A 25,156-nucleotide genomic window follows, 5' to 3' on the forward strand; every position below is an offset into this window, starting at 1 on the left:
CGACGGGGTACCTTGCTCCGCGAATGTCCCCCGGCCTGCGGCCTCCTCCTTTATTTCGCTGCGCAAGGCACCCCATCGACGTGATCGTTGTTCAGAGCGGTCGTTGATCGGCGGTTCACCCACAGCGTGCCCTGGTGCACAGGGCATCGGGTGCTCCCCGCAGCGAAATAAAGGAGGAGCCGAAGGCGGGGGACATTCGCGGAGGGGAGTACCCGGTGGCCTGGGCACCCGCCCCGAAAGAACGCACCCGCTTCATGCGCTAAAAAACGCCAATCGGCGCCCTGGATCATCGAGATGAGCCTGTACGCCATGCAGAAATTCCTGTTCGCACTCAACCGCGACGCCGATGTGCAACGCCACTACAAGGAAGGCGGCGACATGCGCGCGGCGCTGTTGGGCGCCTATGACTTCACCGACGAAGAGCGCGAAGCTATTGACGGCGGCGACATCGGCAAGCTCTACGTGCTGGGCTGCAACGGACAGCTGCTGATGCACTTTGCACCACTGCTCGGCATGCCGTGGGCCGACTACCTCGAAGCCATGCGGGAAGGCGTGCGCAAATACGGCCCGGTGCGCGCAGGAATTTATGCCATGACGACAGGCACAGACGAAAAGGTGGCAGGCGTATGAGTTTGGTCTTTGCAGGCGTCTGCAGCCACGCCCCCGGCATCACCGGCCGCGCTCACCTCGCCGATCCTGCGGTGAAGGACGAATTTCACGCGCAGCTCCATCGCTTCGGCGAAGCGATGCGCGCGACCAGGCCCGACGCGGTGATCGTGATCGCAGCCGAGCACTTCGCCAACTTCTTCATGAACAACATGCCGGCCTATGCAATCGGCATGGCAGACCACTACGAAGGGCCGATCGAAGACCCGGCCTGGCTCGGCATTGCGAAGACCTCGGTTCCCGGCAATGCCGCGCTGTCGCAGCGCCTGATCCGCGAGGTGATGCAAACGGTCGACGTGGCCTATGCGGAGGAATGGAAGTTCGACCACGGCATCATGGTGCCGCTCAACTTCCTCACGCCGAAGTACGACCTGCCGGTGATCCCGGTCAACATCAACTGCCAGGGGCCACCGCTCACGCCACTGCACCGGGCCTGGGCCTTCGGCGAGGCGCTGCGCCGCGCCTGCGATGCGGCGCCAGAGCGCATCGCGCTGGTCGGCACCGGCGGCATCTCGCACTGGCCGGCAACGCCCGACTCTGGCAAGGTCAACGAAGCCTGGGACGCCGCCTTCATGCAACACTGGTGCGCCAACGACCGCGCAGGCATGCTGGGCTATACCGACGAGGCCACCTATCGCGAAGCAGGCCAGGGCGGCTTCGAGATCCGCACCTTCGTTACCGTGGCCGCCGCAGCACGCGGGCGCGGCGAGATCTTTCACATGAAAGCGATTCCGATTTTCGCGGTGAGCTGCACGGCCGCCACGATGTCGGTGGAGTAACGCAGATGCCCCATCTTGTCATCCTCTACACGCCGAACCTCGAAGCGCAGACCGACATGTCGGTCTTGTGCCGCGCGCTGGCCAACACCATGCTGGCGCAGCAGGACGAGGCCGGCAAGCAGGTGTTCCCGACCGGCGGCACGCGCGTGCTGGCCTACCCGGCCGCGCACTATGCGGTGGCCGACGGCCACGCTGACTATGCCTTTGTATACCTGAACCTGCGCATGGCTGCCGGACGCTCCGGCGCGGTCAAGACGACCGTGGGCGACGCCCTGCTGGCGAGCGTCAGGGAACATTTCGACCCGCTGTTCTCAAAACGGCTGCTCGGTGTGACACTGCAGATCGACGATGCGCCAGGCCAGGTTTACGACGGCAAGCACAGCAACCTGCATCCCCTGTTCAACCAATAGCTCCATGCTCTCCAACAGCGTCATCCAGCAACTTGCGGCCGAGCTGCACCGCAGCGAGCAGTCGCGCGTGCAGGTCGAGCATTTCTCCAAACGCCATCCGGAGATGACGGTCGAAGACGGCTATGCGGTCTCCCGTGAATGGGTCAAGACCAAGCTCGCCGAAGGCCGCACCGTCAAAGGCCACAAGATCGGTCTGACCTCGCGCGCGATGCAGCAGGCCAGCCAGATCACCGAGCCCGACTACGGCACCCTGCTCGATGACATGTTCTTCGACCAGGGGGGCGACATCCCGTTCACGCGCTTCATCGCGCCGCGCGTCGAGGTCGAGCTGGCTTTCGTCCTCGGCAAGAAACTCGAAGGCCCGAACGTGACGATCTTCGACGTGCTGGCCGCCACCGACTACGTGGTGCCCGCGATCGAGATCATCGATGCGCGCATCGAGCAGTTCGACCGCCACACCAAGCAGATGCGCAAGGTGTTCGACACCATCGCCGACAACGCGGCCAACGCCGGCATCGTGATGGGCGGGCGGCCGGTCAAGCCCGACGCGGTCGACCTGCGCTGGGTCAGCGCGCTGCTGTACAAGAACGGCGTGATCGAAGAATCGGGGGTGGCGGCCGCCGTGCTGAACCATCCGGCCACCGGCGTCGCCTGGCTCGCCAGCAAGCTCGCCCCCTGGGGCGAATGCCTCGAGGCCGGCGAGGTGGTGCTGGGCGGCTCGTTCACACGGCCGACCAGTGCCGCGCCGGGCGACACTTTCCACGCCGACTACGGGCCATTGGGCTCGATTGCCTTTCGTTTCGTCTGAACAGGACTCCATCATGCAAACACCCGTCAACCACTTCAAGCAAGCCTTGCGCGAAAAGCGCGCGCAGATCGGCCTCTGGCTCGGCCTGGCCGACGCCTACAGCGCCGAGATCTGCGCCGGCGCCGGCTTCGACTGGCTGCTGATCGACGGCGAGCATTCGCCCAACGGGCTGCAGAGCATCCTGCAGCAGGCGCAGGCCATTGCCGCCTACCCCGGCGCGAATGCGATCGCGCGGGTGCCGCTGGGCCATGGCGACGCGGGCACGGCGCTGATCAAGCAATACCTCGACCTCGGCCTCCAGACCTTGCTGGTGCCGATGGTCGACACGGCCGAACAGGCCGCCGCAATCGTGCGCGCGATGCGCTATCCGCCGCAGGGCGTCCGCGGCATGGGCGGCGCGCGGGCCTCGCGCTGGGGCCGCTACGCCAACTATCCGAAAGAAGCCAACGACCAGGTCTGCCTGCTGCTGCAGGCCGAGACGCGCGAGGCGCTGGCCAACCTCGACGCGATCGCCGCAACCGAGGGCGTGGACGGCATCTTCATCGGCCCGGCCGATCTTTCAGCCTCGCTCGGCCATGTCGGCAACCCCGGCCACGCCGAAGTGCAGGCCGCGATCGCGGACGCGATCGCGCGCATCCAGCGGGCCGGCAAGGCCGCCGGCATCCTGACGCCTGACGAAACGCTGGCGCGCAAGTACCTGGATCTCGGCGCCACCTTCGTCGCCGTCGGGCTCGACACCAACCTGCTGATCCGCCACACCACCGCACTGGCCGCGCACTTCAAGGCGAGCGTTGCCGCGGCCCCGGCCAGCAAGACCTATTGAGGCCACCACGTCAGGTAAACGCGGGGACGCAGCAAGGCCTCTTGCTGGAAAAATATCCGCTCGAAACCACCTCTGGAGACACCATGGACACCACCCGCCGCCACATCCTGCAATCCACCGGCGCCGCCGCCCTGCTCGCCGCCATCGGCCAGCAGGCCTTTGCACAGGCGCAGATCGAAACAGCACGGCTCATCACCGGCTTTGCCGCGGGCGGCACGTCGGACACGCTGTGCCGGCGCGTCGCCACCAAGCTCGGCCCGCCGTATGCGAACACCTGCGTGGTCGAGAACCGCACCGGCGCGGGCGGCCAGATCGCCGTCGCCTACGTCAAGGGCCAGCCGGCCGACGGCGCCACCATCCTGCAGACGCCGACCTCGATCCTCACGATCTACCCGCATATCTACAAGAAGCTGCCGTACGACCCGCTTGTCGATCTGACGCCGGTCAGCGTTGCCTGCATCTTCGACTTCGGTTTCGCCGTCGGCCCGGCGGTACCGGCGGGCGTGAAGACGGTGCCCGAATTTCTGGCCTGGGCCAAGGCCAACCCGGCCGGTGCCAACTACGGTTCGCCGGCCGCCGGCTCGACGCCGCACTTCATCGGCGCGCTGCTCGGCAAGAACGCCGGCGTGGAACTCAAGCACGCCGCCTACCGCGGCACCCAGCCCGCGATGCTCGACCTGCTGGGCGGCAACATCTCGGCCGTGTCGGGCCCGATCGGCGACATCACGCAGCACCTGGCCACCGGCAAGGTGCGCATCCTGGGCGTGTCGGGCGCCAAGCGCAGCCGTTTTGCACCCGACGTGCCGACCTTCGGCGAACAGGGCATCAAGGACATGGCGCACAGCGAGTGGTTCGCGTTCCTGCTGCCGGCCAAGGCCTCGCCCGAAGTCGTGGCGCGCCTGAACACCGCGATGAAGACCGCGCTGGCATCGAAGGACGTGATCGACGGCCTCGGCACCTTCGGCCTGGAAGCCATGTCGTCCACGCCAGGCGAGCTGACCGAGCTGATCAAGAAAGACACCGCCAAGTGGGCCCCGATCGTGAAGCAGGTCGGCTTCACTGCAGAGGGCTAGGCTCGCCCCCAGTCTTCGCGCACTTCGTGTCGCGCGCGCCTTCCCCCTACCGGGGGCAACACCAGCGGCCCGGCAAAGCCGGTTCCGCGGTGTTCCACGAAAGGAGAACTCCATGAACACCCTCGCCACAACCTCCCAGCTCATCCACCCCTCCCTCCACCCCGACGAGCGCGCCGCGCGGCTGCAGCTTGCGGCCTGCTACCGCGTGTTTGCGATGCTGGGCTGGACGGAGATGATCTACAACCACATCACGGTGCGGTTGCCCGACAGCGTGACGGGCGGTGCCAAGCAGTTCCTCATCAATCCCTTCGGCCTGCACTACAGCGAGGTGACGGCGAGCAACCTGCTGAAAATCGACCTGCAGGGCAAGGTGCTCGACGGCGGCGCGTACCCGGTCAACCCGGCCGGCTTCACCGTGCACGCAGCCATCCACGACGGGCTGCCCGACGCGCACTGCGTCATGCACACGCACACCACGGCAGGCGTGGCCGTGGCCTGCCTGCAGGGCGGCCTGCAGCAGACCAATTTCTACACCGCGCAGTTGCACGACATGGTGGCGTACCACGACTTCGAGGGCATCACGATCCATGCCGACGAAGGGCCGCGCCTGCTGAAGAGCATGGGCAACAGGCCGGCCGTGATCCTGCGCAACCACGGGCTGCTGGCCTGGGGCCAGACGCTGCCGCAGACCTTTGCGATCCTGTGGACGCTGCAACGCGCCTGCGAGATCCAGATGGCGACCTTTTCGATGGGCGCCGCGATCCCGGTCAGCGACGAGGTAGCGCAGCGCTGCACCCGCGACTCGCTGCAGTTCAACCCCGACCACGGTGCGGGCCAGGACATGTTCGACGCGCTGGTGCGGCAGGTCGACCGCATCGACGACAGCTACAGGCACTGAACGATGAAAGTCTGCATCTACGGCGCCGGCGCGATCGGTGGCTGGATCGGCGTCGCGCTGGCCCAGGCCGGCGAACGCCTCAACGTGGTGGCGCGCGGTGCCACGCTCGAAGCGTTGCAGCGCGACGGCCTGTCGCTAATGCGGGGCGACGTTCGCACCCGCGTGCCGGTGAACGCCGTGGCCGACCCGGCCGAACTCGGCAAGCAGGATCTGGTGGTCGTGGCCGTGAAGGCGCCCGCGCTGGCCGGCGTGGCCGAACGCATCGGCCCGCTGCTCGGGCCCGACACCATCGTGCTGGTGGCGATGAACGGCGTGCCCTGGTGGTTTCTGCAAGGGGGTTTCGGCGGCGCGCTGGCCGGCACGCGGCTCGCTACGGTCGACCCCGAAGGCGCGATCGCCGCCGCCATTCCCGACCGGCACGTGATCGGCGGCGTGGTGCACGCGAGCTGCTCGCTCGATGCGCCCGGCGTGGTGCGGCACCACTTTGGCAACGGGCTGATCATCGGCGAGCCCTCGGGCGAGGCGACGCCGCGCGTCACGCACCTGCTGGCGCTGCTCACGCGTGCCGGCATCGACGCCAGGCTGTCAGCCCAGATCCAGAAAGACGTGTGGTTCAAGCTCTGGGGCAACATGACGGTGAACCCCGTCAGCGCCCTCACCGGCGCCGCCACCGACCAGATCCTGGGCGACGAGTTGCTGCTGGGATTCATCTCGGCCGTGATGCTCGAAGCCAAGGAGATCGGCGCGCGCATCGGCATCGCCATCACCGACAGCCCGGACGACCGCCATGCCGTGACGCGCAAGCTCGGCGCGTTCAAGACATCGATGCTGCAGGACGTGGAGGCCGGCCGCGCCGTGGAGCTCGACGCGCTGGTCGGTGCGGTGCGCGAACTGGGCCAACTCACGAAGGTGCCGGCGCCCTTCACCGACGCACTGCTGGGCCTGGCCCGGGTGCAGGCACGGCAGCTCGGCCTGTACTGACCCGCTGGTGAAGGCCCGCCCGCCCCCTGCTCCCGAGGCCATCTGGCCGTTGTGCCTGGCAATCGCACAACGACAACGAAGCGGTGTGGATGCGGCCGACGTACTGCCCGACGTGGCGGCCGGCGTGGTGTGGCATGAAGCCACCGGCCATGCGCTGCAGGGCGGGCACGATCCGGGCGCGCAGGCGCTCTTCGATTTGCTCAAGCCGCTGCTCGACGGCTGCCGGCGCGGCACCGGCTGGGCGGTCGGCCAGCTCGGCCAGAGCCTGGACGGCTGCATCGCGACGCACACCGGCGACTCTTGCTTCGTCAACGGCCCCGAAGGGCTGGTGCATGTGCACCGCCTGCGCGCGCTGTGCGATGCCGTGATCGTCGGCGCCGGCACCGCGTCGCTCGACAACCCGCAACTGACGACGCGGCGGGTGCCGGGGCCGAACGCCACGCGCGTGCTGCTCGATCCCTCGCTGCGCGTTCCTGCCTCGGCGCGCATCTTCAACGATGGCCTGGCGCCGACCTTGCTGGTGTGCGGGGACGACCGGCGCGCCGAAGCCGAGGCGCGCTTCGGCGCCGCGCGCGTCATCGCCGTGGCCCGCCGTGCGGACAGCCGCATGCTCGCCCTGCCGGCCGTGGTCGAGGCGCTGCATGCGCGCGGACTGCAGCGGCTCTTCGTCGAAGGCGGCGGCATCACCGTGTCGGAGTTCGTGCGGCAAGACTGCCTCGACCGCCTTCACCTGATCGTGGCACCGGTGCTGATCGGCGGCGGCCAGCGCGGTCTGTCGGTGCAGCCCGCGACCGCGATGCGTGATGCCCTGCGGCCGCCGGCACGCACCTTTGCGCTTGGCAGCGACGTGCTGTGGGATCTGGACTTGCGCGCTGCGCCGATGCCAAACCCACAGCCCTAAGGCAGCCAGGCCTGCACGTCGGTGTGTCCGACCTGCAGGCGCAATGCGTCGAGCCGCGCCAGCTTGCGCGCCTGCCAGTGCCTCGCAGGTTCGGCCAGCGCGGGCGCCTGCTCGGCGGCCGCGGCGGCGATGCCTTCGACCATGGCCCGCAGCAGCGGGCGATCGGCCGCGCCCCGGCGCCCGTCGACCTGCCAGTCGGTCGCGCTGCGGACGACCCGGTAGCCGGCTTCCGCAAGGCGCTTCGCGGCACGCTCCGCTGCGCCGCCGCCGAGCGCCGGGCCGAAGCCCTTGTCGCGCTGCTGGTGGGCGTGGAACTGCGCGAGCACCAGCGCGTCTTCGGGATCGGAAGGCGTCCACGTGATCCGGTCGTCGACGGTCAGCGCCCACCAGACGGCGGCGCCGGCCGCGCCGCAGCGAGCCACCAGCGCATCGAGCCAGGCCGCGGACACGAGATCGAGCAAGGCCGAGGCGGTGACCAGGTGCACGCCCGCGAGCGGCACCGCGTCGAGCCCGTAGGACAGATCGGCCTCGCAGCGCTCGACCTCGATGCGCAGGCCGTTGCCGCCTTCGATCACCAGCAAGGCCTCGCGCAGCTGCAACTGCAGTCCGTGCGTGGCAGCCCACGGCGCGAGCGCATCGGGCAACGCGGCCAGCAGTTGCGGGTCGTGGTCGACCAGGCGCCAGTGTTGCAGGCCACCCAGGCGTGGCGCAATCTCGCGCAGGTTGGCGCCGGTGCCGCTGCCGAGGTCGACCACCTGTAGCGCCTGTCCGCGCGGCATGGCGCGCCGCCATGGCGCGTGCAACCATTCAGCGTCCGGTGTTGCGGCGCGCGCGGCGCGGTCGAACGGCTCGCGCAGCGCCAGCCAGTCCGCGCTGAAACCGCTCATGGCGTCGCGGCCTCATCGGCCCCGCCGGCCTCTCTCGCCCCTCCAGCCTCTCTCGCCTCGCCGCCCCCTCCTCCCGGCTCGCCGACCTGATGCAGCACGGTGGCGAAGCGCGCGACGGCCTGCGGCCAGGTCGGCAGGCGCGAACCCGCTGCACGCGCGCCGGCCGCCAGCGCAGCGCGCAGACCGGCCTCGTCCAGCACGCGCCGCAGCGCCGCCTGCAGCGCGGCCGCATCACCGGGCGGCACCAGCAAGCCCGCAGAGGGCGGCACCGTGTCGGGAATCGCGCCGGCAGCGCAACTGACGACCGGCAGGCCACGCACGAGCGCCTCGGCCAGCGCCATGCCATAGCCTTCGTGGAAGGACGGCAGCACGAACAGGTCGGCCTGCGCATAGAGCTCGTCGAGCCGGGCGCTGTCGACCTCGCCGTGCCACACGATGCGCTCCTGCAAGCCGTTCTGCGCCACCAGCGCCTGCACCGCAGCGACCGCCGCCGGGTCGCGTGCCAGGCTGCCCGCGCAATGCAGCGTCCAGCGGCGATCCGCCAGGCCGGCCAGCGCCTCGACCAGCACTGCGTGGCCCTTGCGGGTGGTGACCGTCGCGACGCAGAGCAGGCACAGCGCCTGCGCACCGGCACCGCCGCCAGTGGCGAGCGGCGCCGCGTCGGTGCCGGGCTCGATCACCGTCACGCGCGACGGCGGCACGCCGAACGCGCCGAGCGCGCGGGCGGTGGACGGGCTGGTCACGACGACCTGCCGCGCATGCGCCAACGCGCGCCGTTCGCTGTCGAACAACTGGCGCCGCACGTCGTCCGGCAGGCCGGCCTCGAACGACAGCGGGTGGTGCACCAGCGCCACCCAGCGCAGGCGCCGCGCGTGCGCTTCAACCAGTTCGGGCAGCGCGCCGAAAGCCAGCCCGTCGGCCACGACCAGGGCGTGGTCGGGCAGCGCGGCGATCACGTTGCGTGCAGTCTCGAACGTGGCGGCATCGGGCAGTGGAAACGCGTCGCCCGGCGACCGCACCTCGACCGCCCACCCCGCGCCCCGCAGGCCGGCCGCGATGCGCCGGTCGTAGCCGTAGCCGCCGGTGGCCGCGTTCCAGTCGCCGGGCACGAGGAAGAAGCAGGCCTCGGTCATGCGGTATCAGCGCGGATCGAGCGCCGGCATCGGCCCTTCGTAGGCCGCCCATGCCACGTGCGACTCGTGGAGCCGCACCCGCAGCGACGCCAGCCCGCCGGCATGCGGGCCGAGTTCGCCGGCGGCACTGCGCGCGGCGATGCGGTCGAAGATGACGCGCGCCATGAACTCGGTCGTGGTGTTGCGGCCTTCGAACGCCGGCTCGTCGTCGAGGTTGCGCAGGTTCAATTCGCCCAGCACGCTGCGCAGGACGTCGGTGGCGCGTGCGATGTCAACCACCATGCCGTCGACGTCCAGCGCAGCACGGCGGAATTCCACGTCGACCACGTAGGTGGCGCCGTGCAGCCGCTGGGCCGGCCCGAAGGCCTCGCCGCGGAAGCTGTGGGCAATCATGAAATGGTCGCGAACATTGACGCTGTACATGGTTTCCTTTGTCTCACGATCCAATGCAGACCCATCGGGGAAACACCGCGGAACCGGCTTCGCCGGGCCGCTGGTGTTGCCCCCGGCAGGGGGTTGGCGAAGCGACACGAAGTGCGCGCAGACTGGGGGCGAGCTTCATGGATATTCGATGCGCTGGCACAGCGTGTCGGGCGCACCGGCTGCCAGCCGCGCCAACACCGCCGGCAGTTCGTCGAAAGGTGCGGTGTCGGTGATGAGCACGTCGAGCACCGGGTCGCACAGCAGCGTGAGCGCGAGCGCCATGCGCCGGTCGTGGCTCCAGCGGCTGCGCTGCGCGCTGGCCACCTGCCCGACTTGCGAACTGCGCAGCGTCAACCGGCGCGCGTGGAATGCCTCGCCGAGCGGCAGCGACACGGCGCGCTGGCCGTACCAGCTGAGTTCCAGCACGGTCGCCTCGAAGGCGGCCAGCCCGAGCGCGGTCACCAGCCCGGCAGGCTGGCCGCTGGCATGCACCACCAGGTCGGCGTCGCGGGTGGCAGCGTCCGGGGTCGCGAAGCGGAGCCCGAGTTGCGCGGCGACGCGCGCCCGCGGCCGGTGCGTGTCGATCAGCTCGACCTGGCAGCCCGGCATGCGCGCGGCCAGCCAGGCCACCAGCAGGCCGACCACGCCGCCGCCGACCACCGCGATGCGGTCGCCGAGCCGCGGCGCTGCGTCCCACAGCGCGTTGACGGCCGTCTCCATGTTGGCCGCCAGCACCGCACGCGCAGCCGGCAGGCCCTCGGGCAACGGATGCACGGCCATCGCCGGCACCACGTAGCGCGTCTGGTGCGGATGAAGACAGAACACCGTCTTCCCCAATAGATTTTCTGCCCCACCCTCGACCACCCCGACGCTGGCGTAGCCGTACTTCACCGGTGCCGGAAACTCGCCGGCCTGGAACGGTGCCCGCATGCGGGCGAATTCGCTGGGTGGAACTTCGCCGCGGAACACCAGCAGTTCGGTGCCGCGGCTCACGCCGCTGTGCAGGGCGCGCACCTGCACCTGGTTCGCGTCCGGCGCGGCGAGCGTCTCGTGGCGCAGCGCCGCGCGGCCCGGCGCCTCGGTCCAGCAGGCACGCGAATCCCCGGAGGCGACGCGGGACTGAATTGCTGGCATGCTGCTTTGGGTAGTGATGCCGACCGATCTTAAGGCGATGCTTTCAAGCCATGCTTCCCCCCGCCCCGCCGACAGCGCCGGCCTGGCCGCGCTGCGGCACGATGCCGCGCGCACCGTGGCGGCAGTCGGGCTGCTGCTGGCCGGTGCGGCGCTGGCGGCGGCACAGGCCTGGCTCGGCGACTGGTATGCGGTGAAGGCGCTGGCCGTGTTCGGGTTGGGCTGTGCGCTCGCATGGCGGGCGCTGCCGGCGCACCGGCCGCATGCACGCTTCGGGTCGGCCAATGCCGTCACGCTGCTGCGGCTGGCGCTGATCGCCATGCTTGCGGCGAGCATCGGCGAGGCGGCGGCAAGCCCGCCCGCCGGGGCCTGGGCCCTGGTTGCAGTGGCCACGGTGGCGGCGCTGCTCGACGCCGTGGATGGGCCGCTGGCGCGTCGCAGCGGCTCGGCATCCGCGTTCGGGGCGCGCTTCGACATGGAAACCGATGCGCTGCTGATCCTGGTGCTGTGCGTGCTGGCAGTGCAAACGGACAAGTTGGGCCCGTGGATCCTGCTCGCCGGGCTGCTGCGCTACGGCTTCGTCGCCGCCGCCGCGCCCTGGCCCTGGCTGGCGCGACCGCTGCCGCCGCGCCTGCTGCGCAAGGCGATCTGCGTGGTTCAGACCGTGACGCTCATCGTCTGCCTCGCGCCGTGGGTGGATGTATCCGCCGCGCGCTGGATCGCAGGGGCCGGCCTGGCCGCGCTGCTCTACTCGTTCATTTCAGACATCGGCTGGCTGGCACGCCACCGCCACGCCTGAAGCGCGGTCGCGGCGGCCGTTCAACGACCGAGCAGCACCCGAACCGCCTGCGGCAGCGTGCTCACGCCGGGCATGAAGTGGTCGATGGCGGCGCCCAGCACGACCGCGCAGATCACGGCGCCAAGCAGCGGCTTCCAGGTCAGCCGCAGCGCGGCCGACAGCCAGCCCTCGCGCGCCAGCCGCACGGCGGCACGAGCCGACACGTAGGAGAACGCAATCTCCAGCGTGACGGCCAGCAGCACGTCGGAGCCGAAGTACAGCAGCACCAGCCAGCCGGCGCCGAACACGATGGCAATGCCAATCAGGAAGATCGCGAGCACCGGCACCACGACGATAGCGCCCTCGTCGGCTCCGCCGGCCACCTCGAGCGCGCCACCGGCGAGGTCGCCGAGACCGGTGCCGTCGGCATGGGCCAGGTCGGCATAGCCGGTGTCGATGCCGTGGTCGCTGCCCCCGCCGGAAACATCGGGCATGTCGACATCGGGATTGAAATGCGTGCGGTCTTCCGCCAGCCGCTGCGCCCACCAGCGCAGGATCAGCAGGTAGGCGATGTAGCCGACGCCGAGCGTGAACAGGTAGCGCACCGCCAGCGAGTCGGTGCCGAATCGCATCACCAGGCTGGACACGCCCCACATCAGCAACAGCGTGAAGGTGCCGATCAGGAGGCCGTACGCCCGCAGGCTGTGGCGCCGGTGCAGATCGCGCTCGAACGCGCTCTCCCACAGCTTGACCGAGCGCCAGTTCGATAAAACCTTCATGCGGCCGCCGCGGCGAGCATCAAGCGACCACCGTCGGCACGCGCAGCGCGAGCGCGCACATGAGTTCGTAGCCCACCGTGCCGGCGGCCCGCGCCACCTCGTCGATCGGCAGCACGGCGCCGTTGACGGCCGAGCGGCCCCACAACGTGACCTCGCTGCCGAAGCCGGCTTCCGGCACGGGCGTGAGGTCGACCGTGATCATGTCCATGCTCACGCGCCCGACCATGCGCGTGCGCACGCCGTTCACCAGCACCGGGGTGTCGGTGTGGGCGTGGCGCGGGTAGCCGTCGGCATAGCCGACCGCCGCGACGCCGATGCGCATCGGCGCCTCGGCCGCAAAGCTGGAGCCGTAGCCGACCAGCGCGCCCGCCGCCAGCGTCTGGATGCCGATGAGCTTGCTGGCGAGCGTCATGGTCGGCTGTAACTGCCAGTGCGCCGCGTCGTGCTCGGGAAAGTCAGGCGCGCTGCCGTACAGCGCAATGCCGGGGCGCACCCAGTCGGCGCGGGTGCTGTCGGCATGGCGCAACAGTGCCGCGCTGTTGGCAATGGAACGCTCGCCCGGCAGGTCTTCGGTGGCGTGCTGGAAGGTGGCGACCTGCGCCGCGATGCCGCGCGCACCGTCGGCATCGCTGAAGTGCGTCACCAGCGAAATCTCGTCGACCTGCGGCAGCGCGTTCAACCGGGTCCAGGCCGCGCGGTAGCGCTCGGGCGTGAAGCCCAGCCGGTTCATGCCCGAGTTCATTTTCAGGAACACGCGCTGGGGCTGCTGGGTCTTGTGCGCGGCCAGCATGTCGATCTGCTCGTCGCAATGCACCGTGTGCCAGAGGTCGAGCCTGGAGCACAGCTCGAGGTCGCGCGCGTCGAACACGCCTTCGAGCAGCAGCACCGGCCCGCGCCAGCCGAGTGCGCGCACGCGCTCGGCCTCGGCCAGGTCGAGCAGCGCAAAGCCGTCGGCGCCGCGCAGGCCTTCGTAGGCGCGCTCGATGCCATGGCCGTAGGCGTTGGCCTTGACCACGGCCCAGACCCGCGCATCGAGCGCGGAGCGACGCGCGCGGTCGAGATTGTGGCGAAGGGCGTCGGTGTGGACGGTGGCGAGGATGGGACGCGGCATGGTGGGGCGTGGACGAAGGGGAAGGCGAGAAAAACAGCACGTTCGGGCTACGGGCGAACCCGCATACGCGCTCCTTATTCTGTCATTTGACCCCATGCTATAACCGCGCATCCGCCAGGGGGCGGAGACCTCTTCCACTATTGCCAGCGGCCCTCACTCCTCTGGCCAGCCAGCCCATCGATGAAGCGCGGTTTCTACACGATCATGTCGGCCCAGTTCTTTTCGTCGGTGGCCGACAACGCGCTTTTCGTCGCCGCCATCGAACTGTTGCGAAGCACCGGGGCTCCCGAATGGCAGCGCGCGGCGCTGGTGCCGATCTTTGCGGTCTTCTATGTGGTGCTCGCGCCGCTGGTGGGCGCGTTCTCGGACGCGCTGCCCAAAGGCAAGGTGATGTTCATCAGCAACGCCATCAAGGTGGTCGGCTGCGTGATGATGCTGTTCGGCTCGCACCCGCTGTTGTCGTATGCCATCGTCGGGCTCGGCGCCGCGGCCTACTCGCCGGCCAAGTACGGCATCCTGACCGAACTGCTGCCGGCCTCGCAGCTGGTCAAGGCCAATGGCTGGATCGAGGGCCTGACCATCGCGTCGATCATCCTGGGCATCCTGCTTGGCGGCCAACTGGTCGGCCACATGGTGTCGAGCCATCTGCTGGCGTTCGACCTGCCCATGCTGGACACCGGCGTCGACACCGCGCCCGCTGCCGCGATCAGCGTGCTGATCTTCGTGTACCTGATCGCAGCCTGGTTCAACACCCGCATTCCGCACACCGGCGTCGAGATGCGCCCGCTGCGCTCCAACCCGCGGCACAGCTTCGTGCGCAACCTGTTCGCGCTGCTGCCGGACTTCTGGCACTGCAATTCGCGCCTGTGGCGCGACAAGCTGGGCCAGATCTCGCTCGGCACCACCACGCTGTTCTGGGGCGCGGGCGGCAACCTCAAATACATCGTGCTGGCCTGGGCCTCGCTCGCGCTCGGCTACAACACGGCGCAGGCCACCGCGCTCACCGGCGTGGTGGTGATCGGCACCGCCGTCGGTGCGGTGGTGGCGTCGATGCGCATGAAGCTCGACATGGCGACCCGCGTGATCCCGCTCGGCATCGGCATGGGCGTCCTGATCATCTCGCTGAACTTCATCACCAACCTCTGGGTGGCGATTCCGTTCCTGATCCTGCTGGGCGGGCTCGGCGGCTTTCTGGTGGTGCCGATGAACGCACTGCTGCAGCACCGCGGCCACAACCTCATGGGCGCGGGCCGCTCGATCGCCGTGCAGAACTTCAACGAGCAGGCCTGCATCCTGCTGCTCGGCGCGTTCTACAGCGCCTGTACCGGAATGGGCCTGTCGGCCTATACCGCGATCACGGCGTTCGGACTCGTGGTGGCCGGCTTCATGTGGCTGATCAAGCGCTGGCACGATAGCAACTGCGTGAAATACCCCGAGGAAATCGCGCACCTGCTGGCCATCGCTCGCAGCGACAAACACCACTGAGGTGGCGCCCGCACTCGCCCTGCTGCTGAACGCGTTCGTCTGGGGCGTCTCGTGGTTTCCGTTCCGCCAGATCGAAGCCCACGGCGTGCACCCGGTGTGGGCAACGGCGCTGATCTACATGGCGATCGCGCTCGCGACCAGCCTGGTGCGCCCGCAGGCGTGGCGTGGCTTCGCGGCCTCGCCGCGGCTCGCGCTGCTCGGGCTCGCTGCCGGCTTCACCAACGTCGGCTTCAACTGGGCCGTGACGCAGGGCGACGTGGTGCGCGTGGTACTGCTCTTCTATCTGATGCCCCTTTGGAGCGTGCTGCTCGGCTGGGCCTTTCTCGGCGAACGGCCGACAGCAGGCGCGCTGCTGCGCGTCGCGCTGGCACTGAGCGGCGTGGCCGTGGTGCTGAAGGCACCCGGCGTCGAATGGCCGGTGCCCGCGAGCCTGCCGGACTGGCTGGGCATGGCCGCAGGCTTCAGTTTCGCGGTCGTCAACATCCTGCTGCGCGACCTGCATGCAGCACCGGGAATGTCGCGCGCGCTCGCCATGTTCGCTGGCTGCGCGGTGGTGGCGGGTACCACGGCGCTGGCCGGCACCGGCCTTGGCGCGATGGCCGCGCCGGCCATGACGCTTGCGGACGCGGGCTGGCTCGGCTGGGCCGCCGCGCTCGGCCTCGGCCTGGTGCTGGGAAACGTCTGCCTGCAGTACGGCGCCGCGCGGCTGGCAGCCAGCGCAACGGCGGTGATCATGTTGTCGGAGGTGCTGTTCGCCAGCGTGTCGTCGGCCGCACTGGGCGCGGCCACGCTGGACCGGCGCGTGCTGCTGGGCGGCGTGCTGATCGTTGTCGCGGCGGCATGGGCGTCGTTTGCACGAACGCCGGGGTCGGACGATGATCGGCCACCACCTACCTGAAAGACATGCGATGACCACCGTCTACGACTTCGAAGCCCAGCAGATCGACGGCAAGAAGGTGAAGCTTTCCGCCTACAAGGGCCGGGTGATGCTGATCGTCAACACCGCCAGCAAGTGCGGCTTCACGCCGCAGTTCGCCGGGCTCGAAGAACTGCACGAGAAATACGCCGAGCAGGGCCTCACGGTGCTGGGTTTTCCGTCCAACCAGTTCGGCGCGCAGGATCCGGGCAGCAACGAGGAGATCGGCGCCTTCTGCACCAAGAACTACGGCGTGAGCTTTACGATGATGGAGAAGATCGACGTCAACGGCAGCAGCGCCGCGCCGCTCTACCAGTGGCTCACGAAGGAAAAGCCCGGCCTGCTGGGCAGCACCGCGATCAAGTGGAACTTCACCAAGTTCCTGCTCGGGCGCGACGGCAAGGTGCTCAGGCGCTACGCGCCGCTCGAAACACCCGCCTCGATGGCGCGCGACATCGAGGCTGCCCTGGCCGGCTGAAAGCCCGGCGCCGCGGCGCCGCATCAGCCATCAGCCCGCAGCCATCAACCCGCATCCGCCTCATTGCTGTTTTTCAGCAGGAACCGATGGACCAGGGCGCCGATCGCGGCGCCCGCAAGTGGCGCCACCACGAACAGCCAGAGCTGGGACGAGGCCCACGCTGGCCCGAACAGCGCCGGCCCGATGCTGCGCGCGGGATTGACCGACGTGTTGGTCACCGGAATCGAGACCAGGTGGATCAGGGTCAGGCACAGGCCGATTGCAAGCCCTGCAAATCCTGAGGCAGCGGGTTTTGCGGTCGCGCCCAGAATCACGATCAGGAACATCGCCGTCATGACCACTTCACAGAGCAGGGCAGCGACCAGACCGTACTTCCCGGGCGAGTGGACGCCATAGCCGTTCACCGCAAAGCTGCCGATATCGGCACCCGGGCGCCCGGTCGCAATGAGGTACAGCACGGCCGCCGCGGCACAGGCGCCGAATACTTGCGAGATCACATAGCCCGGCAGCATCGATGCGCGCATCCGGCCGGCGACCACCAGGCCGAACGAGACGGCCGGATTGAAGTGCGCGCCCGAGACCGGCCCGAACGCGTAGGCACCGGTGACCACCGTCAGGCCGAAGGCCAGCGATACGCCAAGAAGCCCGATGCCCAGACCGGGAAAGGCGGCGGCAAGAACCGCGCTCCCGCAGCCGCCCAGCGTCAGCCAGAACGTTCCGAGAAACTCGGCCGACCAGATGGAAATGTTGGTTTTGTGCATGTTGTTTGCTCCCTATTTACGCCATCGTCGGCGCTGCCTCGCGAGCATAGGCACGGGCGCGTTTTCATACGGCCAGCTTGACAATTGTTCAGAATTGAGATCGCGAATACATGTACCTTCACGACCTGCGGTCTTGCGCAAACAACAGGCATGCATATTGCTGTAACAAAAAATCACATATCCTCTCGGCCAAATGCATTCAATCGACAACGACAACAGCACTCGCCTGGCCCGCCGTACCTTCTGCATGGGCGCAGTGAGCTTCGCAGCACTGGGAACCGCAGCCTGTGGCGACGGTGGAAACGGCGGATTCACGGGCACCGGCGCGCTCGGCGCCGCCCAACAGGATGGGGCGGCTTCGTCCGGGTCCTCCGTCGCGTCGGCCGCGTCCACCGACGCCGTTGTGTCCGGCGGATCCAGTGCGTCGGGTGATTCCCAGCCCGACTCGATCGCGCCGCCGCAAGCGCGCAAGTTCACGCATCCGGGCCTTCTGCACACCGAGGCTGACTTCGAGCGCATGCGCCTGAAAGTTACGGCCCGTGCCGAGCCCTGGCAGAGCGGCTGGAACGCATTGACATCCAACGGCCGCGCCCAGCTCGGCGCCAGCCCGCGTCCACTGGCCACGGTGATCCGCGGCGGCGACGACTCGAACTTCGCCCAGATGTACATCGACATCGCGCGCGCCTACCAACTGGCGCTGCGCTGGAAGGTCTCGCAGGACACGCGCTATGCCGACCTGGCGGTGGTGTTCCTGAACGCCTGGTCTTCCACGCTGACTGCCATCCACGGCAACGCGGACCGTTTCCTGGCGGCGGGCATCTATGGCTACCAGTTCGCGAATGCGGCCGAGATCATGCGCTCCTACCCAGGCTGGGCGGCAGCCGATCTGGCGCGCTTCCAGAACATGATGCTGACGGTGTTCTACCCGCTCAACCACAGCTTCCTGGTCAACCACAACGGTTCCGTCATCACCAACTACTGGGCCAACTGGGACCAGTGCACACTGGCCTCGATGCTGGCCATCGGCGTGCTGTGCGACCGGCAGGACATCTACGACGAGGCGCTCGGCTACTACAAGACCGGCCAGGGCAACGGGGCCGGCCTGCAGGCGGTCTACCACGTGCATCCCGGTTATCTCGGTCAATGGCAGGAGAGCGGACGCGACCAGGGGCACTGCACGCTCGGCATCGGTCTGGCGGGCGCGTTCTGCGAAATGGCGTGGAACCAGGGCGACGACATCTACGGCTACGAGAACAATCGCTTCCTGGCCGGCGCGGAGTACGTGGCGAAGTCGAATCTTCTGGATGGCTCCGGCGCCTTCAACACGGTGCCGTTCTTCACCAACATCAACAGGCAGGGCACGCAGTCGGTGCTGTCGAACGCCGGCCAGGGCCACCGGCGCGGCATCTGGGAGAGCGTGCACAACCACTATGCCAATCGCCTCGGCATCGCAACGCCCTATGCGGCGCTGCAAGTGGCGCAGATGCGCCCCGAGGGGGACGGTGGCAATGGCGACCAGCTCGGTTTCGGGACGCTGACCTTCACGCGCGACCCGCTCGCGACTTTGCGGCCGAGCGGCCTCACGGCGCGGCTGCGCGGGCCGCAGGTGCTGCTGTCGTGGTGGGGCTGCACCGACGCACTGAGCTACACGGTCAAGCGGGGCGACAACGCGGGCGGCCCCTACGCCACGCTCGCTGCCGGCATCACCGACACGCTGACTTTCACCGACAGCACCGCCGTCGCCGGCGCCGTGTACTACTACGCGGTCGTTGGCGTGAATGCGGCAGGCGAGAGCGCACCCTCGACCGAGGCGAGGGTGGCGATCAAACCCGAACTGCTGCTGCACAAGAAGACCGACGACGGCGGCAACGGCCATGCCACGCTTGCCACCGGCGTGGCAAAGGATATCGCCGACTTCACGATCGCAGTCCGCGTGTTCCTGGACAGCACGGCCACATGGTCGCGCGTGTTCGACTTCGGCTCCGGCCCCCGCCGCTACATGATGCTGACGCCGCGCAGCAATACCGGCACGGTCCGCTATGCGATCTCCACGGTTCACGGCTACAACGCGGAGGAGATCGACGGCAACGCGGCACTGCCGACGGGCCGCTGGGTGCATGTGGCGGTGACCTTGTCGGACAGCCTCGGCACGCTGTACGTCGACGGCATCGCGGTCGGCACCAACACGCAGATGACGCTGGCGCCCTTCCATCTCGGCGAAACCACGCAGAACTGGCTCGGGCGCTCGCAGTTCGCGTCGGATCCGTCGCTGCCGGGCCGGCTCGACGACTTCCGGCTCTACAGCGGGGCGCTGAGCGCGGCGGAGATCGCGGCGCTGGTCTAGGCAGGCAGACCCCTTGGCCGGCCCGAGCTGCCCGAGCGTGCCGGGAAAAGCAAAAAACCTGTACAGCCGGCAGGCCGTACAGGTTCATGATCTTGAAGGGAGGGCTCGCTGCGAACTACTCCCCTCGATCGCTAGCGGGTCGGGGCTTTACCGATCCCCGCTCACCTCGATCTCCACGCGACGATTGGGCTGCAGGCAAGCCACCAGCGTGGGCGTCTTCGCGGCGCCCTGACATTGCACGAGCGGCTGTCGCTCGCCCATGCCTGCGGTACGGATCACCCCCTTCGGAACCCCTCCCTGCGCCAGCAGATCAGCTACGGTGCTGGCACGAGCGAGCGAGAGCTTCTCGTTGTAGCTTTCGGAGCCCAGCCGGTCGGTATGGCCCGTCACGGCGACGTGGTTCAGCTTGCGGAAGCTGCGCTTGATTTCCGCGGCCAGCTGCTCGATCTTCGCGCGCCCTGCGGGCTGCAGGTCGGCAAGGGAGCCGCCATCGAAGCGAAACAGCCCGTCGGCACCCAGCGTCACCTTCTGCGCAGGCGCAGGCGACGGCGACGGCGTGACCACTGCCGGAATCGGCTTGACCTGCGGCGGATCAACCAGCATCGCGCAATCGGGCTCCTTCCAATACATGCCGTTGGTCAGCATGTCGCGGTTGAAGCGCACCATGTACTGGCAAGTAGTGAACTCCGGGCCCTTGCCGGTGTGAAAGTGGAAGAGGTAGTTCCACTCGCGCACCCCCGCGATGCCCTCGCTGAAGTGAGGCGATCCGAGCAACTCGCGCACCTCGTCCTTGCCCATTCCGGTACGCATGGTGCGCAGGGCCTCCGTACTCGGGAACGCGCCCTCCTTCCACTGCACGGCGTTGACCTTCGGGAAATTCTCCGCCCTGGGCGGCGGCGAATCTTCCTTGATCATTCCGGCCTGCGGCGCGATGGCCGCCGAGCCGGCACAACCGCCGAGCGTGAGCAAAAACGCAGCCACGACCGCCAGCGGCAGGAACTGCAGCATCGGCACGAGGGGCTTTGCCCGCTGTTGAATCATTTTTTTCAAGATCGAAACTCCGCGAATTGGTTGAACGTGCGCCCGGCGCCCCCCGAGGGGGAAGCCTTCGAGCGCGGGGAACAATGTCGGCTCCGCAGGCGCGCCAGGCGCGCCTTGGGCCGACACGGCAGCGGCAAGGCTGTTGCGAGTGAAGTGCATGGTGTTTTGCATGGTTTCTCCAGGCGCCCCATCAATCCCAGACACCCGAGATCCCCGCTCGTACCGCAACGCCGCCTGCCGGACTCGCGGAGACACCGCCCGTGACACTCCAGCGGCCGTTGTCTGCCGTGCGCCGCAACGAAACGCCGACCGCACTCTGGGACTGGTAGTAGCCCAGCCCTGCGGCATAGGTCAGCTTGCCCGGGATGTACGGCGCGCTTTCCATTGCCATCGCCGACGCAACCCCCGCATACGACTTCTTGGCGACGTCGTTGATGTTGGTCTGCAAGCCGTTGACTCGCGCGTCGGTATAGGCAGTGGCCGCGGCGACGCCGCTGTTCAACTGGTTCACGTTGACCGCGTCGGTGCCCTTCACCCCAGGCGCCACGTTCGAGATCACCGTGCCGTTGGGCGCCTGGCCATTCCCCAGAGTGAGTTGGTTGTAGTTGACGCTGCCATCAGGATTGGTGGCGTACTGCACCGAAGCAGCACTGGCCGCCTGCAACTGCCGCAGATTCACCGCGTCGGTGGCCTGCGTGCCGCCTGCCACGTTGGTGATCTGGCGCTCGTTGCCTGCACTGCCGACCGACACCGCCGCCTGCGCGTTGACAGCCACGCCGGTGTACGCCTCGGTGACCGTGCCCGCGGCCCTGTTGGCGACCGACCCGGTTCCCAGTGCGACACCACCGCTTTGCTGGACGACGGCGCCGTAGCCGATAGCCGTGCCTCGCGAGATCGTCGGTGCGGCACTCAGCGGCGTACCGCCTGCGTCGGCGAAGTCGCCGACCGCCGTGCCCCCGCCACCGGCGCGGGAGCTGGCGCCGAGCGCCACGGAACCCGTGGCAAGCGCACCGGTACCGATGGCAACGGCGTTCGTGCCGGTCGCCTGGGCGCCAAGGCCCACTGCGATCGAGTTGTCACCACTTGCCACTGCGTTCGGCCCAACCGCGACCGAGTTCGCACCGCTCGCAATCGAGTCCGGCAGGGTCGAGTTGGTGTGGAAGTACTTGGTGCCCTGCGTGTAGACACCGGTCAACGCATCGCCCACGTTGTCCACGGTGCTGACCGTGCCGTTGGCGTTGTTGATGGTGTACGAAGGCGCCGTCCAGGTACCCGTCGTCGGGTTGTAGGAAGCGCCGCCACCCAATGCTGCGGCTGCGCCGGTTCCGACGTTGCCCAGGTTGCTGCTGGTGGTGCTCAGGCCGGTGGACAGCGAAGCAACGCCGGTCGAGAGACTGCTGATTCCGGTCGAGGTCGACGTCGACAGGCTGGCCACGTTGCTGTCGGTCGTGCTCAAGCCCGTCGACAGGCTGCTGATGCCGCTGGTCGCCGTGCTCAGACCCGTGGAGGTCGAAGTCGACAGGCTTGCAACGGTGCTGTCGGTGGTGCTCAGGCCAGTCGACAGGCTGCTGATGCCGGTCGAGGTCGAAGTCGACAGGCTGGCAACGGTGCTGTCGGTCGTGCTCAGGCCAGTCGACAGGCTGGCGATGCCGCTGGTCGCCGTGCTCAGACCCGTGGAGGTCGAGGTCGACAGGCTCGCAACGGTGCTGTCGGTCGTGCTCAAGCCAGTCGACAGGCTGCTGATGCCGCTGGTTGCCGTGCTCAGACCCGTGGAGGTCGAGGTCGACAGGCTGGCAACGGTGCTGTCAGTCGTACTCAAGCCAGTCGACAAGCTGCTGATGCCGCTGGTCGCCGTGCTCAGACCCGTGGAGGTCGAAGTCGACAGGCTGGCAACGGTGCTGTCAGTCGTGCTCAGGCCAGTGGACAGGCTGCTGATGCCGGTCGAGGTCGAGGTCGACAGGCTGGCAACGGTGCTGTCGGTCGTGCTCAAGCCCGTCGACAGGCTGCTGATGCCGCTGGTCGCCGTGCTCAGACCCGTGGAGGTCGAGGTCGACAGGCTCGCAACGGTGCTGTCGGTCGTGCTCAAGCCCGTTGACAAGCTGCTGATGCCGCTGGTTGCCGTGCTGAGGCCCGTGGACAGGCTGCTGATGCCGCTGGTCGCCGTGCTCAGACCCGTGGAGGTCGAAGTCGACAGGCTGGTCACGTTGCTGTCTGTGGTGCTCAAGCCCGTGGACAAGCTGGCGATGCCACTGGTTGCGGTGCTCAGGCCGGTCGAGGTCGAGGTCGACAGGCTGGCAACCGTGCTGTCGGTCGTGCTCAGGCCCGTCGAAAGGCTGCTGATGCCGCTGGTGGCAGTGCTCAGGCCGGTGGACAAGCTACTGATGCCGGTCGAGGTCGAAGTCGACAAGCTGGCAACGGTGCTGTCAGTCGTGCTCAAGCCAGTCGACAGGCTGCTGATGCCGCTGGTCGCCGTGCTCAGACCCGTGGAGGTCGAAGTCGACAGGCTGGCAACGGTGCTGTCAGTCGTGCTCAAGCCCGTGGACAAGCTGGCGATGCCACTGGTTGCCGTGCTCAGACCTGTGGAGGTCGAAGTCGACAGGCTGGCGATGCCGCTGGTTGCCGTGCTCAGACCCGTGGAGGTCGAGGTCGACAGGCTTGCAACGGTGCTGTCAGTCGTGCTCAGGCCAGTGGACAGGCTGCTGATGCCGGTCGAGGTCGAAGTCGACAGACTGGCGATGCCGCTGGTGGCGGTGCTCAGACCCGTGGAGGTCGAAGTCGACAGGCTCGCAACCGTGCTGTCGGTGGTGCTCAGGCCAGTCGACAGGCTGCTGATGCCGGTCGAGGTCGAAGTCGACAGACTGGCGATGCCGCTGGTGGCGGTGCTCAGACCCGTGGAGGTCGAAGTCGACAGGCTCGCAACCGTGCTGTCGGTTGTGCTCAGGCCCGTCGAAAGGCTGGCGATGCCGGTCGAAGTCGAGGTCGACAGGCTGGTGATACCGCTGGTTGCCGTGCTCAGACCCGTGGAGGTCGAAGTCGACAGGCTGGCAACGGTGCTGTCAGTCGTGCTCAAGCCAGTCGACAGGCTTGCAACGGTGCTGCCGGTCGTGCTCACCGCAGTCGACAGACTCGAGAGACCGCTCGCCGACGAACTCACCGTGGTAGACAGGCTTGCAACGGTGCTGTCGGTGGTGCTCAGGCCGGTCGAAAGCGAAGTGATGCCGGTCGAGGCCGAAGTCGACAGCGAGGTCAACTGGCTGAAGTTCACCGCGTCCGTGGGATTCACGCCCGCGGCGACATTGGTAAGACCCACTGGCACTGTTGCACCCACGCCGCCCAGCGTCACGGACGTGTGGCCGGCGTTGTCATACATGACCGTATTGGAAAGGCCCGTCGACAGCGAAGCAATGCCGGTCGACGTCGAAGTCGACAACGCGGTCACGGTGCTGTTGGTCGTGCTCAGGCCAGTCGACAGGCTGGTGATTCCGCTGGTTGCCGTGCTCAAACCCGTAGAGGTCGAAGTCGACAGGCTGGTGATGCCGCTGGTCGCCGTGCTCAGGCCCGTGGAGGTCGAGGTCGACAGGCTGGCCACGGTGCTGTCGGTCGTGCTCAAGCCGGTCGAGAGCGAGCTGGCCGTGGTTGAGGTGGAGGTCGACAGCGATGCAATTGCACTGCTCGACGTACTCAATCCCGTGGACAGCGTTGCAACCGTGCTGTCGGTCGTGCTCAGGCCTGTCGACAGCGAGGTGATGCCCGTAGACGTTGAAGTCGAGAGCGACTCGATCGCCGTGTTGGTGGCAGAGAGCTGGCTGCCGTTGATTGCGTCGGTGCTGGTGCCGTTGATCCGGCCTGCCGCCACGTTGGTGATGGTGCGTTCGGCGCCCACCGAGCCGACGCTGACGGTGCTGGCAGGTGTCGTGCCGGCGAAGTTGTAGGTTGTGCCGCCGATCGTCGCGCTGGCCGTGCCCACAGCGGCCGCTGTGCTGGACCCAGAGCCCAGTGCCACATCGCCTGCGTTACCGGCGTTAGTGAATGAACCGATAGCAACGGAGTCGCCGCCACTTGCCGAAGACAGGTAACCAACTGCGACATCGTTCTCGGTCGGCGTGCTGCCATTGCCCGCGACAGCAAGGGCGCCACCGGCGAAGGAATTCACCCCTCTGGCCCACGAGGACTCGCCGATTGCCGTCGCATTAGTCGCGCTTGCTGCGGAATTGTTGCCGAACGCCTCGGCGCGGAACGCGCTAGCTGCCGAGTTGTTGCCCACGGCGATCGCGCTGCCTCCGGTGGCTCTGGCATTCACACCAGCAGCGATGGAGAAGAAGCCCGAGGCGGTAGCCTGTTGCCCGAGAGCAAGGGCCGAAATGCCGCCTGCCGTCGCCTGGGGGCCAAATGCGCTGCTATTGGCTCCGGTGCTGCTGGCAGCCACGCCAGCCGCAATGGAGTTTTTGCCCGTCGCCCCGTCGTTGGCGTAGTTGGCGCCTGTCGTGCCGCCGTCGTTGACACTGACATAGTGCGTGGCGCTGGCTGTCAGGCTGTTGATGGCGCTGTTG

At 68.1% G+C, this 25,156-nt stretch carries 23 protein-coding genes and 1 pseudogene; 14 read left to right on the plus strand and 10 right to left on the minus strand.

All coding sequences use genetic code 11. The annotated features are described in order from the left end of the window. Window positions 1-294 precede the first annotated feature (294 nt). From ACSFA8_RS05770 to ACSFA8_RS05810, 9 genes are all read left to right on the plus strand, one after another. A complete protein-coding gene (locus tag ACSFA8_RS05770) occupies window positions 295-630 on the plus strand; it encodes an aromatic ring-opening dioxygenase subunit LigA (protein WP_435478559.1) in 336 nt (111 codons plus the stop codon). Continuing rightward, entirely contained in the window at window positions 627-1,445 is an 819-nt protein-coding gene (locus tag ACSFA8_RS05775; protein WP_435478560.1) for a DODA-type extradiol aromatic ring-opening family dioxygenase, read from the plus strand. The genes ACSFA8_RS05770 and ACSFA8_RS05775 overlap by 4 nt, the downstream gene beginning before the upstream one ends. 5 nt (window positions 1,446-1,450) lie before the next feature. After that, window positions 1,451-1,855, plus strand: a complete 405-nt coding sequence (locus ACSFA8_RS05780) for a 5-carboxymethyl-2-hydroxymuconate Delta-isomerase (RefSeq protein WP_435478561.1) — start codon at window positions 1,451-1,453, stop codon at window positions 1,853-1,855. Window positions 1,856-1,859: 4 nt separating this feature from the next. Then, window positions 1,860-2,663, plus strand: coding sequence for a 2-oxo-hept-4-ene-1,7-dioate hydratase (gene hpaH / locus ACSFA8_RS05785; protein WP_435478562.1), 804 nt, complete (start codon window positions 1,860-1,862; stop codon window positions 2,661-2,663). Window positions 2,664-2,676: 13 nt separating this feature from the next. Further along, window positions 2,677-3,486, plus strand: coding sequence for a 4-hydroxy-2-oxoheptanedioate aldolase (gene hpaI, locus ACSFA8_RS05790; protein WP_435478563.1), 810 nt, complete (start codon window positions 2,677-2,679; stop codon window positions 3,484-3,486). 83 nt (window positions 3,487-3,569) lie between these two features. Further along, window positions 3,570-4,559, plus strand: a complete 990-nt coding sequence (locus ACSFA8_RS05795) for a Bug family tripartite tricarboxylate transporter substrate binding protein (protein WP_435478564.1) — start codon at window positions 3,570-3,572, stop codon at window positions 4,557-4,559. Window positions 4,560-4,671: 112 nt separating this feature from the next. Next, window positions 4,672-5,457: a class II aldolase/adducin family protein gene (locus ACSFA8_RS05800; RefSeq protein ID WP_435478565.1), complete on the plus strand. Its 786-nt coding sequence runs from the start codon at window positions 4,672-4,674 to the stop codon at window positions 5,455-5,457. A gap of 3 nt (window positions 5,458-5,460) precedes the next feature. After that, entirely contained in the window at window positions 5,461-6,438 is a 978-nt protein-coding gene (locus ACSFA8_RS05805) for a 2-dehydropantoate 2-reductase (RefSeq protein WP_435478566.1), read from the plus strand. 85 nt (window positions 6,439-6,523) lie between these two features. Then, window positions 6,524-7,339 (plus strand): RibD family protein, encoded by an 816-nt coding sequence (locus ACSFA8_RS05810; RefSeq protein WP_435478567.1) that lies wholly within the window; start codon window positions 6,524-6,526, stop codon window positions 7,337-7,339. Here the strand turns inward: ACSFA8_RS05810 and ACSFA8_RS05815 are convergent. The 4 genes from ACSFA8_RS05815 to ACSFA8_RS05830 all read right to left on the minus strand — a co-directional run bounded on the left by ACSFA8_RS05815 (window position 7,336) and on the right by ACSFA8_RS05830 (window position 10,916). Further along, a complete protein-coding gene (locus ACSFA8_RS05815) occupies window positions 7,336-8,226 on the minus strand; it encodes a hypothetical protein (protein WP_435478568.1) in 891 nt (296 codons plus the stop codon). The two genes, ACSFA8_RS05810 and ACSFA8_RS05815, sit on opposite strands and share 4 nt — an antisense overlap. Further along, window positions 8,223-9,359 carry a glycosyltransferase family 4 protein gene (locus tag ACSFA8_RS05820; protein WP_435478569.1) on the minus strand — a complete coding sequence of 379 codons (1,137 nt, stop codon included), beginning with the start codon at window positions 9,357-9,359 and terminating at the stop codon, window positions 8,223-8,225. Before ACSFA8_RS05820 ends, ACSFA8_RS05815 begins: the two co-directional genes overlap by 4 nt. A 6-nt stretch (window positions 9,360-9,365) precedes the next feature. Beyond that, complete coding sequence (locus ACSFA8_RS05825) at window positions 9,366-9,782, minus strand: 6-pyruvoyl trahydropterin synthase family protein (RefSeq protein ID WP_286623845.1); 417 nt, start codon at window positions 9,780-9,782, stop codon at window positions 9,366-9,368. Window positions 9,783-9,917: 135 nt separating this feature from the next. Then, a complete protein-coding gene (locus ACSFA8_RS05830; protein ID WP_435478570.1) occupies window positions 9,918-10,916 on the minus strand; it encodes a zinc-dependent alcohol dehydrogenase in 999 nt (332 codons plus the stop codon). Between ACSFA8_RS05830 and ACSFA8_RS05835 the strand changes: the two genes are divergently transcribed. Further along, complete coding sequence (locus ACSFA8_RS05835) at window positions 10,915-11,712, plus strand: CDP-alcohol phosphatidyltransferase family protein (protein ID WP_435478571.1); 798 nt, start codon at window positions 10,915-10,917, stop codon at window positions 11,710-11,712. The two genes, ACSFA8_RS05830 and ACSFA8_RS05835, sit on opposite strands and share 2 nt — an antisense overlap. A 20-nt stretch (window positions 11,713-11,732) precedes the next feature. Here ACSFA8_RS05835 and ACSFA8_RS05840 read toward each other — a convergent pair whose 3' ends face one another. Together ACSFA8_RS05840 and alr are read right to left on the minus strand one after the other, a co-directional pair. After that, window positions 11,733-12,470 carry a hypothetical protein gene (locus tag ACSFA8_RS05840; RefSeq protein ID WP_435478572.1) on the minus strand — a complete coding sequence of 246 codons (738 nt, stop codon included), beginning with the start codon at window positions 12,468-12,470 and terminating at the stop codon, window positions 11,733-11,735. 19 nt (window positions 12,471-12,489) lie between these two features. After that, complete coding sequence (gene alr / locus ACSFA8_RS05845; RefSeq protein ID WP_435478573.1) at window positions 12,490-13,581, minus strand: alanine racemase; 1,092 nt, start codon at window positions 13,579-13,581, stop codon at window positions 12,490-12,492. A gap of 180 nt (window positions 13,582-13,761) precedes the next feature. On the opposite strand from alr, the gene lplT reads away from it, so the two are divergent. From lplT to ACSFA8_RS05860, 3 genes are read left to right on the plus strand one after another with little or no spacing between them, the layout of a single operon-like run. After that, on the plus strand, window positions 13,762-15,066 hold the full coding sequence (gene lplT, locus ACSFA8_RS05850; protein ID WP_435478574.1) for a lysophospholipid transporter LplT: 1,305 nt from the start codon (window positions 13,762-13,764) through the stop codon (window positions 15,064-15,066). A 1-nt stretch (window position 15,067) separates the two neighbouring features. Further along, window positions 15,068-15,964, plus strand: a complete 897-nt coding sequence (locus tag ACSFA8_RS05855; protein WP_435478575.1) for a DMT family transporter — start codon at window positions 15,068-15,070, stop codon at window positions 15,962-15,964. A 10-nt stretch (window positions 15,965-15,974) separates the two neighbouring features. Continuing rightward, the gene (locus ACSFA8_RS05860; protein ID WP_435478576.1) at window positions 15,975-16,460 is read left to right on the plus strand and encodes a glutathione peroxidase; all 486 of its coding nucleotides are present in this window, start codon (window positions 15,975-15,977) and stop codon (window positions 16,458-16,460) included. 44 nt (window positions 16,461-16,504) lie between these two features. Here the strand turns inward: ACSFA8_RS05860 and aqpZ are convergent, their stop codons facing one another. Next, on the minus strand, window positions 16,505-17,221 hold the full coding sequence (gene aqpZ, locus ACSFA8_RS05865) for an aquaporin Z (RefSeq protein WP_435478577.1): 717 nt from the start codon (window positions 17,219-17,221) through the stop codon (window positions 16,505-16,507). A 193-nt stretch (window positions 17,222-17,414) separates the two neighbouring features. Between aqpZ and ACSFA8_RS05870 the strand changes: the two genes are divergently transcribed. Then, the gene (locus ACSFA8_RS05870; protein ID WP_435478578.1) at window positions 17,415-19,565 is read left to right on the plus strand and encodes a LamG-like jellyroll fold domain-containing protein; all 2,151 of its coding nucleotides are present in this window, start codon (window positions 17,415-17,417) and stop codon (window positions 19,563-19,565) included. Window positions 19,566-19,712: 147 nt separating this feature from the next. On the opposite strand, the gene ACSFA8_RS05875 is transcribed toward ACSFA8_RS05870, so the two are convergent. The 3 genes and pseudogenes from ACSFA8_RS05875 to ACSFA8_RS05885 form a co-directional block, all read right to left on the minus strand. Beyond that, window positions 19,713-20,606: an OmpA family protein gene (locus ACSFA8_RS05875; protein ID WP_435479188.1), complete on the minus strand. Its 894-nt coding sequence runs from the start codon at window positions 20,604-20,606 to the stop codon at window positions 19,713-19,715. Window positions 20,607-20,796: 190 nt separating this feature from the next. Continuing rightward, the gene (locus tag ACSFA8_RS05880) at window positions 20,797-21,597 is read right to left on the minus strand and encodes a YadA family autotransporter adhesin (protein ID WP_435479189.1); all 801 of its coding nucleotides are present in this window, start codon (window positions 21,595-21,597) and stop codon (window positions 20,797-20,799) included. After that, window positions 21,586-25,152 (minus strand): annotated as a pseudogene (locus ACSFA8_RS05885) (beta strand repeat-containing protein); the annotation flags it as partial. The gene ACSFA8_RS05880 and the pseudogene ACSFA8_RS05885, both read right to left, overlap by 12 nt. Window positions 25,153-25,156 lie beyond the last annotated feature (4 nt).

This window comes from Variovorax nitratireducens, from assembly GCF_051216545.1.
Classification (GTDB): domain Bacteria; phylum Pseudomonadota; class Gammaproteobacteria; order Burkholderiales; family Burkholderiaceae_C; genus Variovorax.

Bases quoted from the DNA above. Each gene is read 5' to 3' on its own strand.
- lplT (WP_435478574.1), top strand. From the start codon at position 13,762: ATGAAGCGCGGTTTCTACACGATCATGTCGGCCCAGTTCTTTTCGTCG.
- ACSFA8_RS05775 (WP_435478560.1), top strand. From the start codon at position 627: ATGAGTTTGGTCTTTGCAGGCGTCTGCAGCCACGCCCCCGGCATCACC.
- ACSFA8_RS05875 (WP_435479188.1), bottom strand. From the start codon at position 20,606: ATGATTCAACAGCGGGCAAAGCCCCTCGTGCCGATGCTGCAGTTCCTG.
- ACSFA8_RS05840 (WP_435478572.1), bottom strand. From the start codon at position 12,470: ATGAAGGTTTTATCGAACTGGCGCTCGGTCAAGCTGTGGGAGAGCGCG.
- hpaI (WP_435478563.1), top strand. From the start codon at position 2,677: ATGCAAACACCCGTCAACCACTTCAAGCAAGCCTTGCGCGAAAAGCGC.
- ACSFA8_RS05800 (WP_435478565.1), top strand. From the start codon at position 4,672: ATGAACACCCTCGCCACAACCTCCCAGCTCATCCACCCCTCCCTCCAC.
- ACSFA8_RS05835 (WP_435478571.1), top strand. From the start codon at position 10,915: ATGCTGCTTTGGGTAGTGATGCCGACCGATCTTAAGGCGATGCTTTCA.
- aqpZ (WP_435478577.1), bottom strand. From the start codon at position 17,221: ATGCACAAAACCAACATTTCCATCTGGTCGGCCGAGTTTCTCGGAACG.
- ACSFA8_RS05815 (WP_435478568.1), bottom strand. From the start codon at position 8,226: ATGAGCGGTTTCAGCGCGGACTGGCTGGCGCTGCGCGAGCCGTTCGAC.
- ACSFA8_RS05870 (WP_435478578.1), top strand. From the start codon at position 17,415: ATGCATTCAATCGACAACGACAACAGCACTCGCCTGGCCCGCCGTACC.
- ACSFA8_RS05795 (WP_435478564.1), top strand. From the start codon at position 3,570: ATGGACACCACCCGCCGCCACATCCTGCAATCCACCGGCGCCGCCGCC.
- hpaH (WP_435478562.1), top strand. From the start codon at position 1,860: ATGCTCTCCAACAGCGTCATCCAGCAACTTGCGGCCGAGCTGCACCGC.
- ACSFA8_RS05830 (WP_435478570.1), bottom strand. From the start codon at position 10,916: ATGCCAGCAATTCAGTCCCGCGTCGCCTCCGGGGATTCGCGTGCCTGC.
- ACSFA8_RS05825 (WP_286623845.1), bottom strand. From the start codon at position 9,782: ATGTACAGCGTCAATGTTCGCGACCATTTCATGATTGCCCACAGCTTC.
- alr (WP_435478573.1), bottom strand. From the start codon at position 13,581: ATGCCGCGTCCCATCCTCGCCACCGTCCACACCGACGCCCTTCGCCAC.
- ACSFA8_RS05770 (WP_435478559.1), top strand. From the start codon at position 295: ATGAGCCTGTACGCCATGCAGAAATTCCTGTTCGCACTCAACCGCGAC.
- ACSFA8_RS05805 (WP_435478566.1), top strand. From the start codon at position 5,461: ATGAAAGTCTGCATCTACGGCGCCGGCGCGATCGGTGGCTGGATCGGC.
- ACSFA8_RS05820 (WP_435478569.1), bottom strand. From the start codon at position 9,359: ATGACCGAGGCCTGCTTCTTCCTCGTGCCCGGCGACTGGAACGCGGCC.
- ACSFA8_RS05780 (WP_435478561.1), top strand. From the start codon at position 1,451: ATGCCCCATCTTGTCATCCTCTACACGCCGAACCTCGAAGCGCAGACC.
- ACSFA8_RS05860 (WP_435478576.1), top strand. From the start codon at position 15,975: ATGACCACCGTCTACGACTTCGAAGCCCAGCAGATCGACGGCAAGAAG.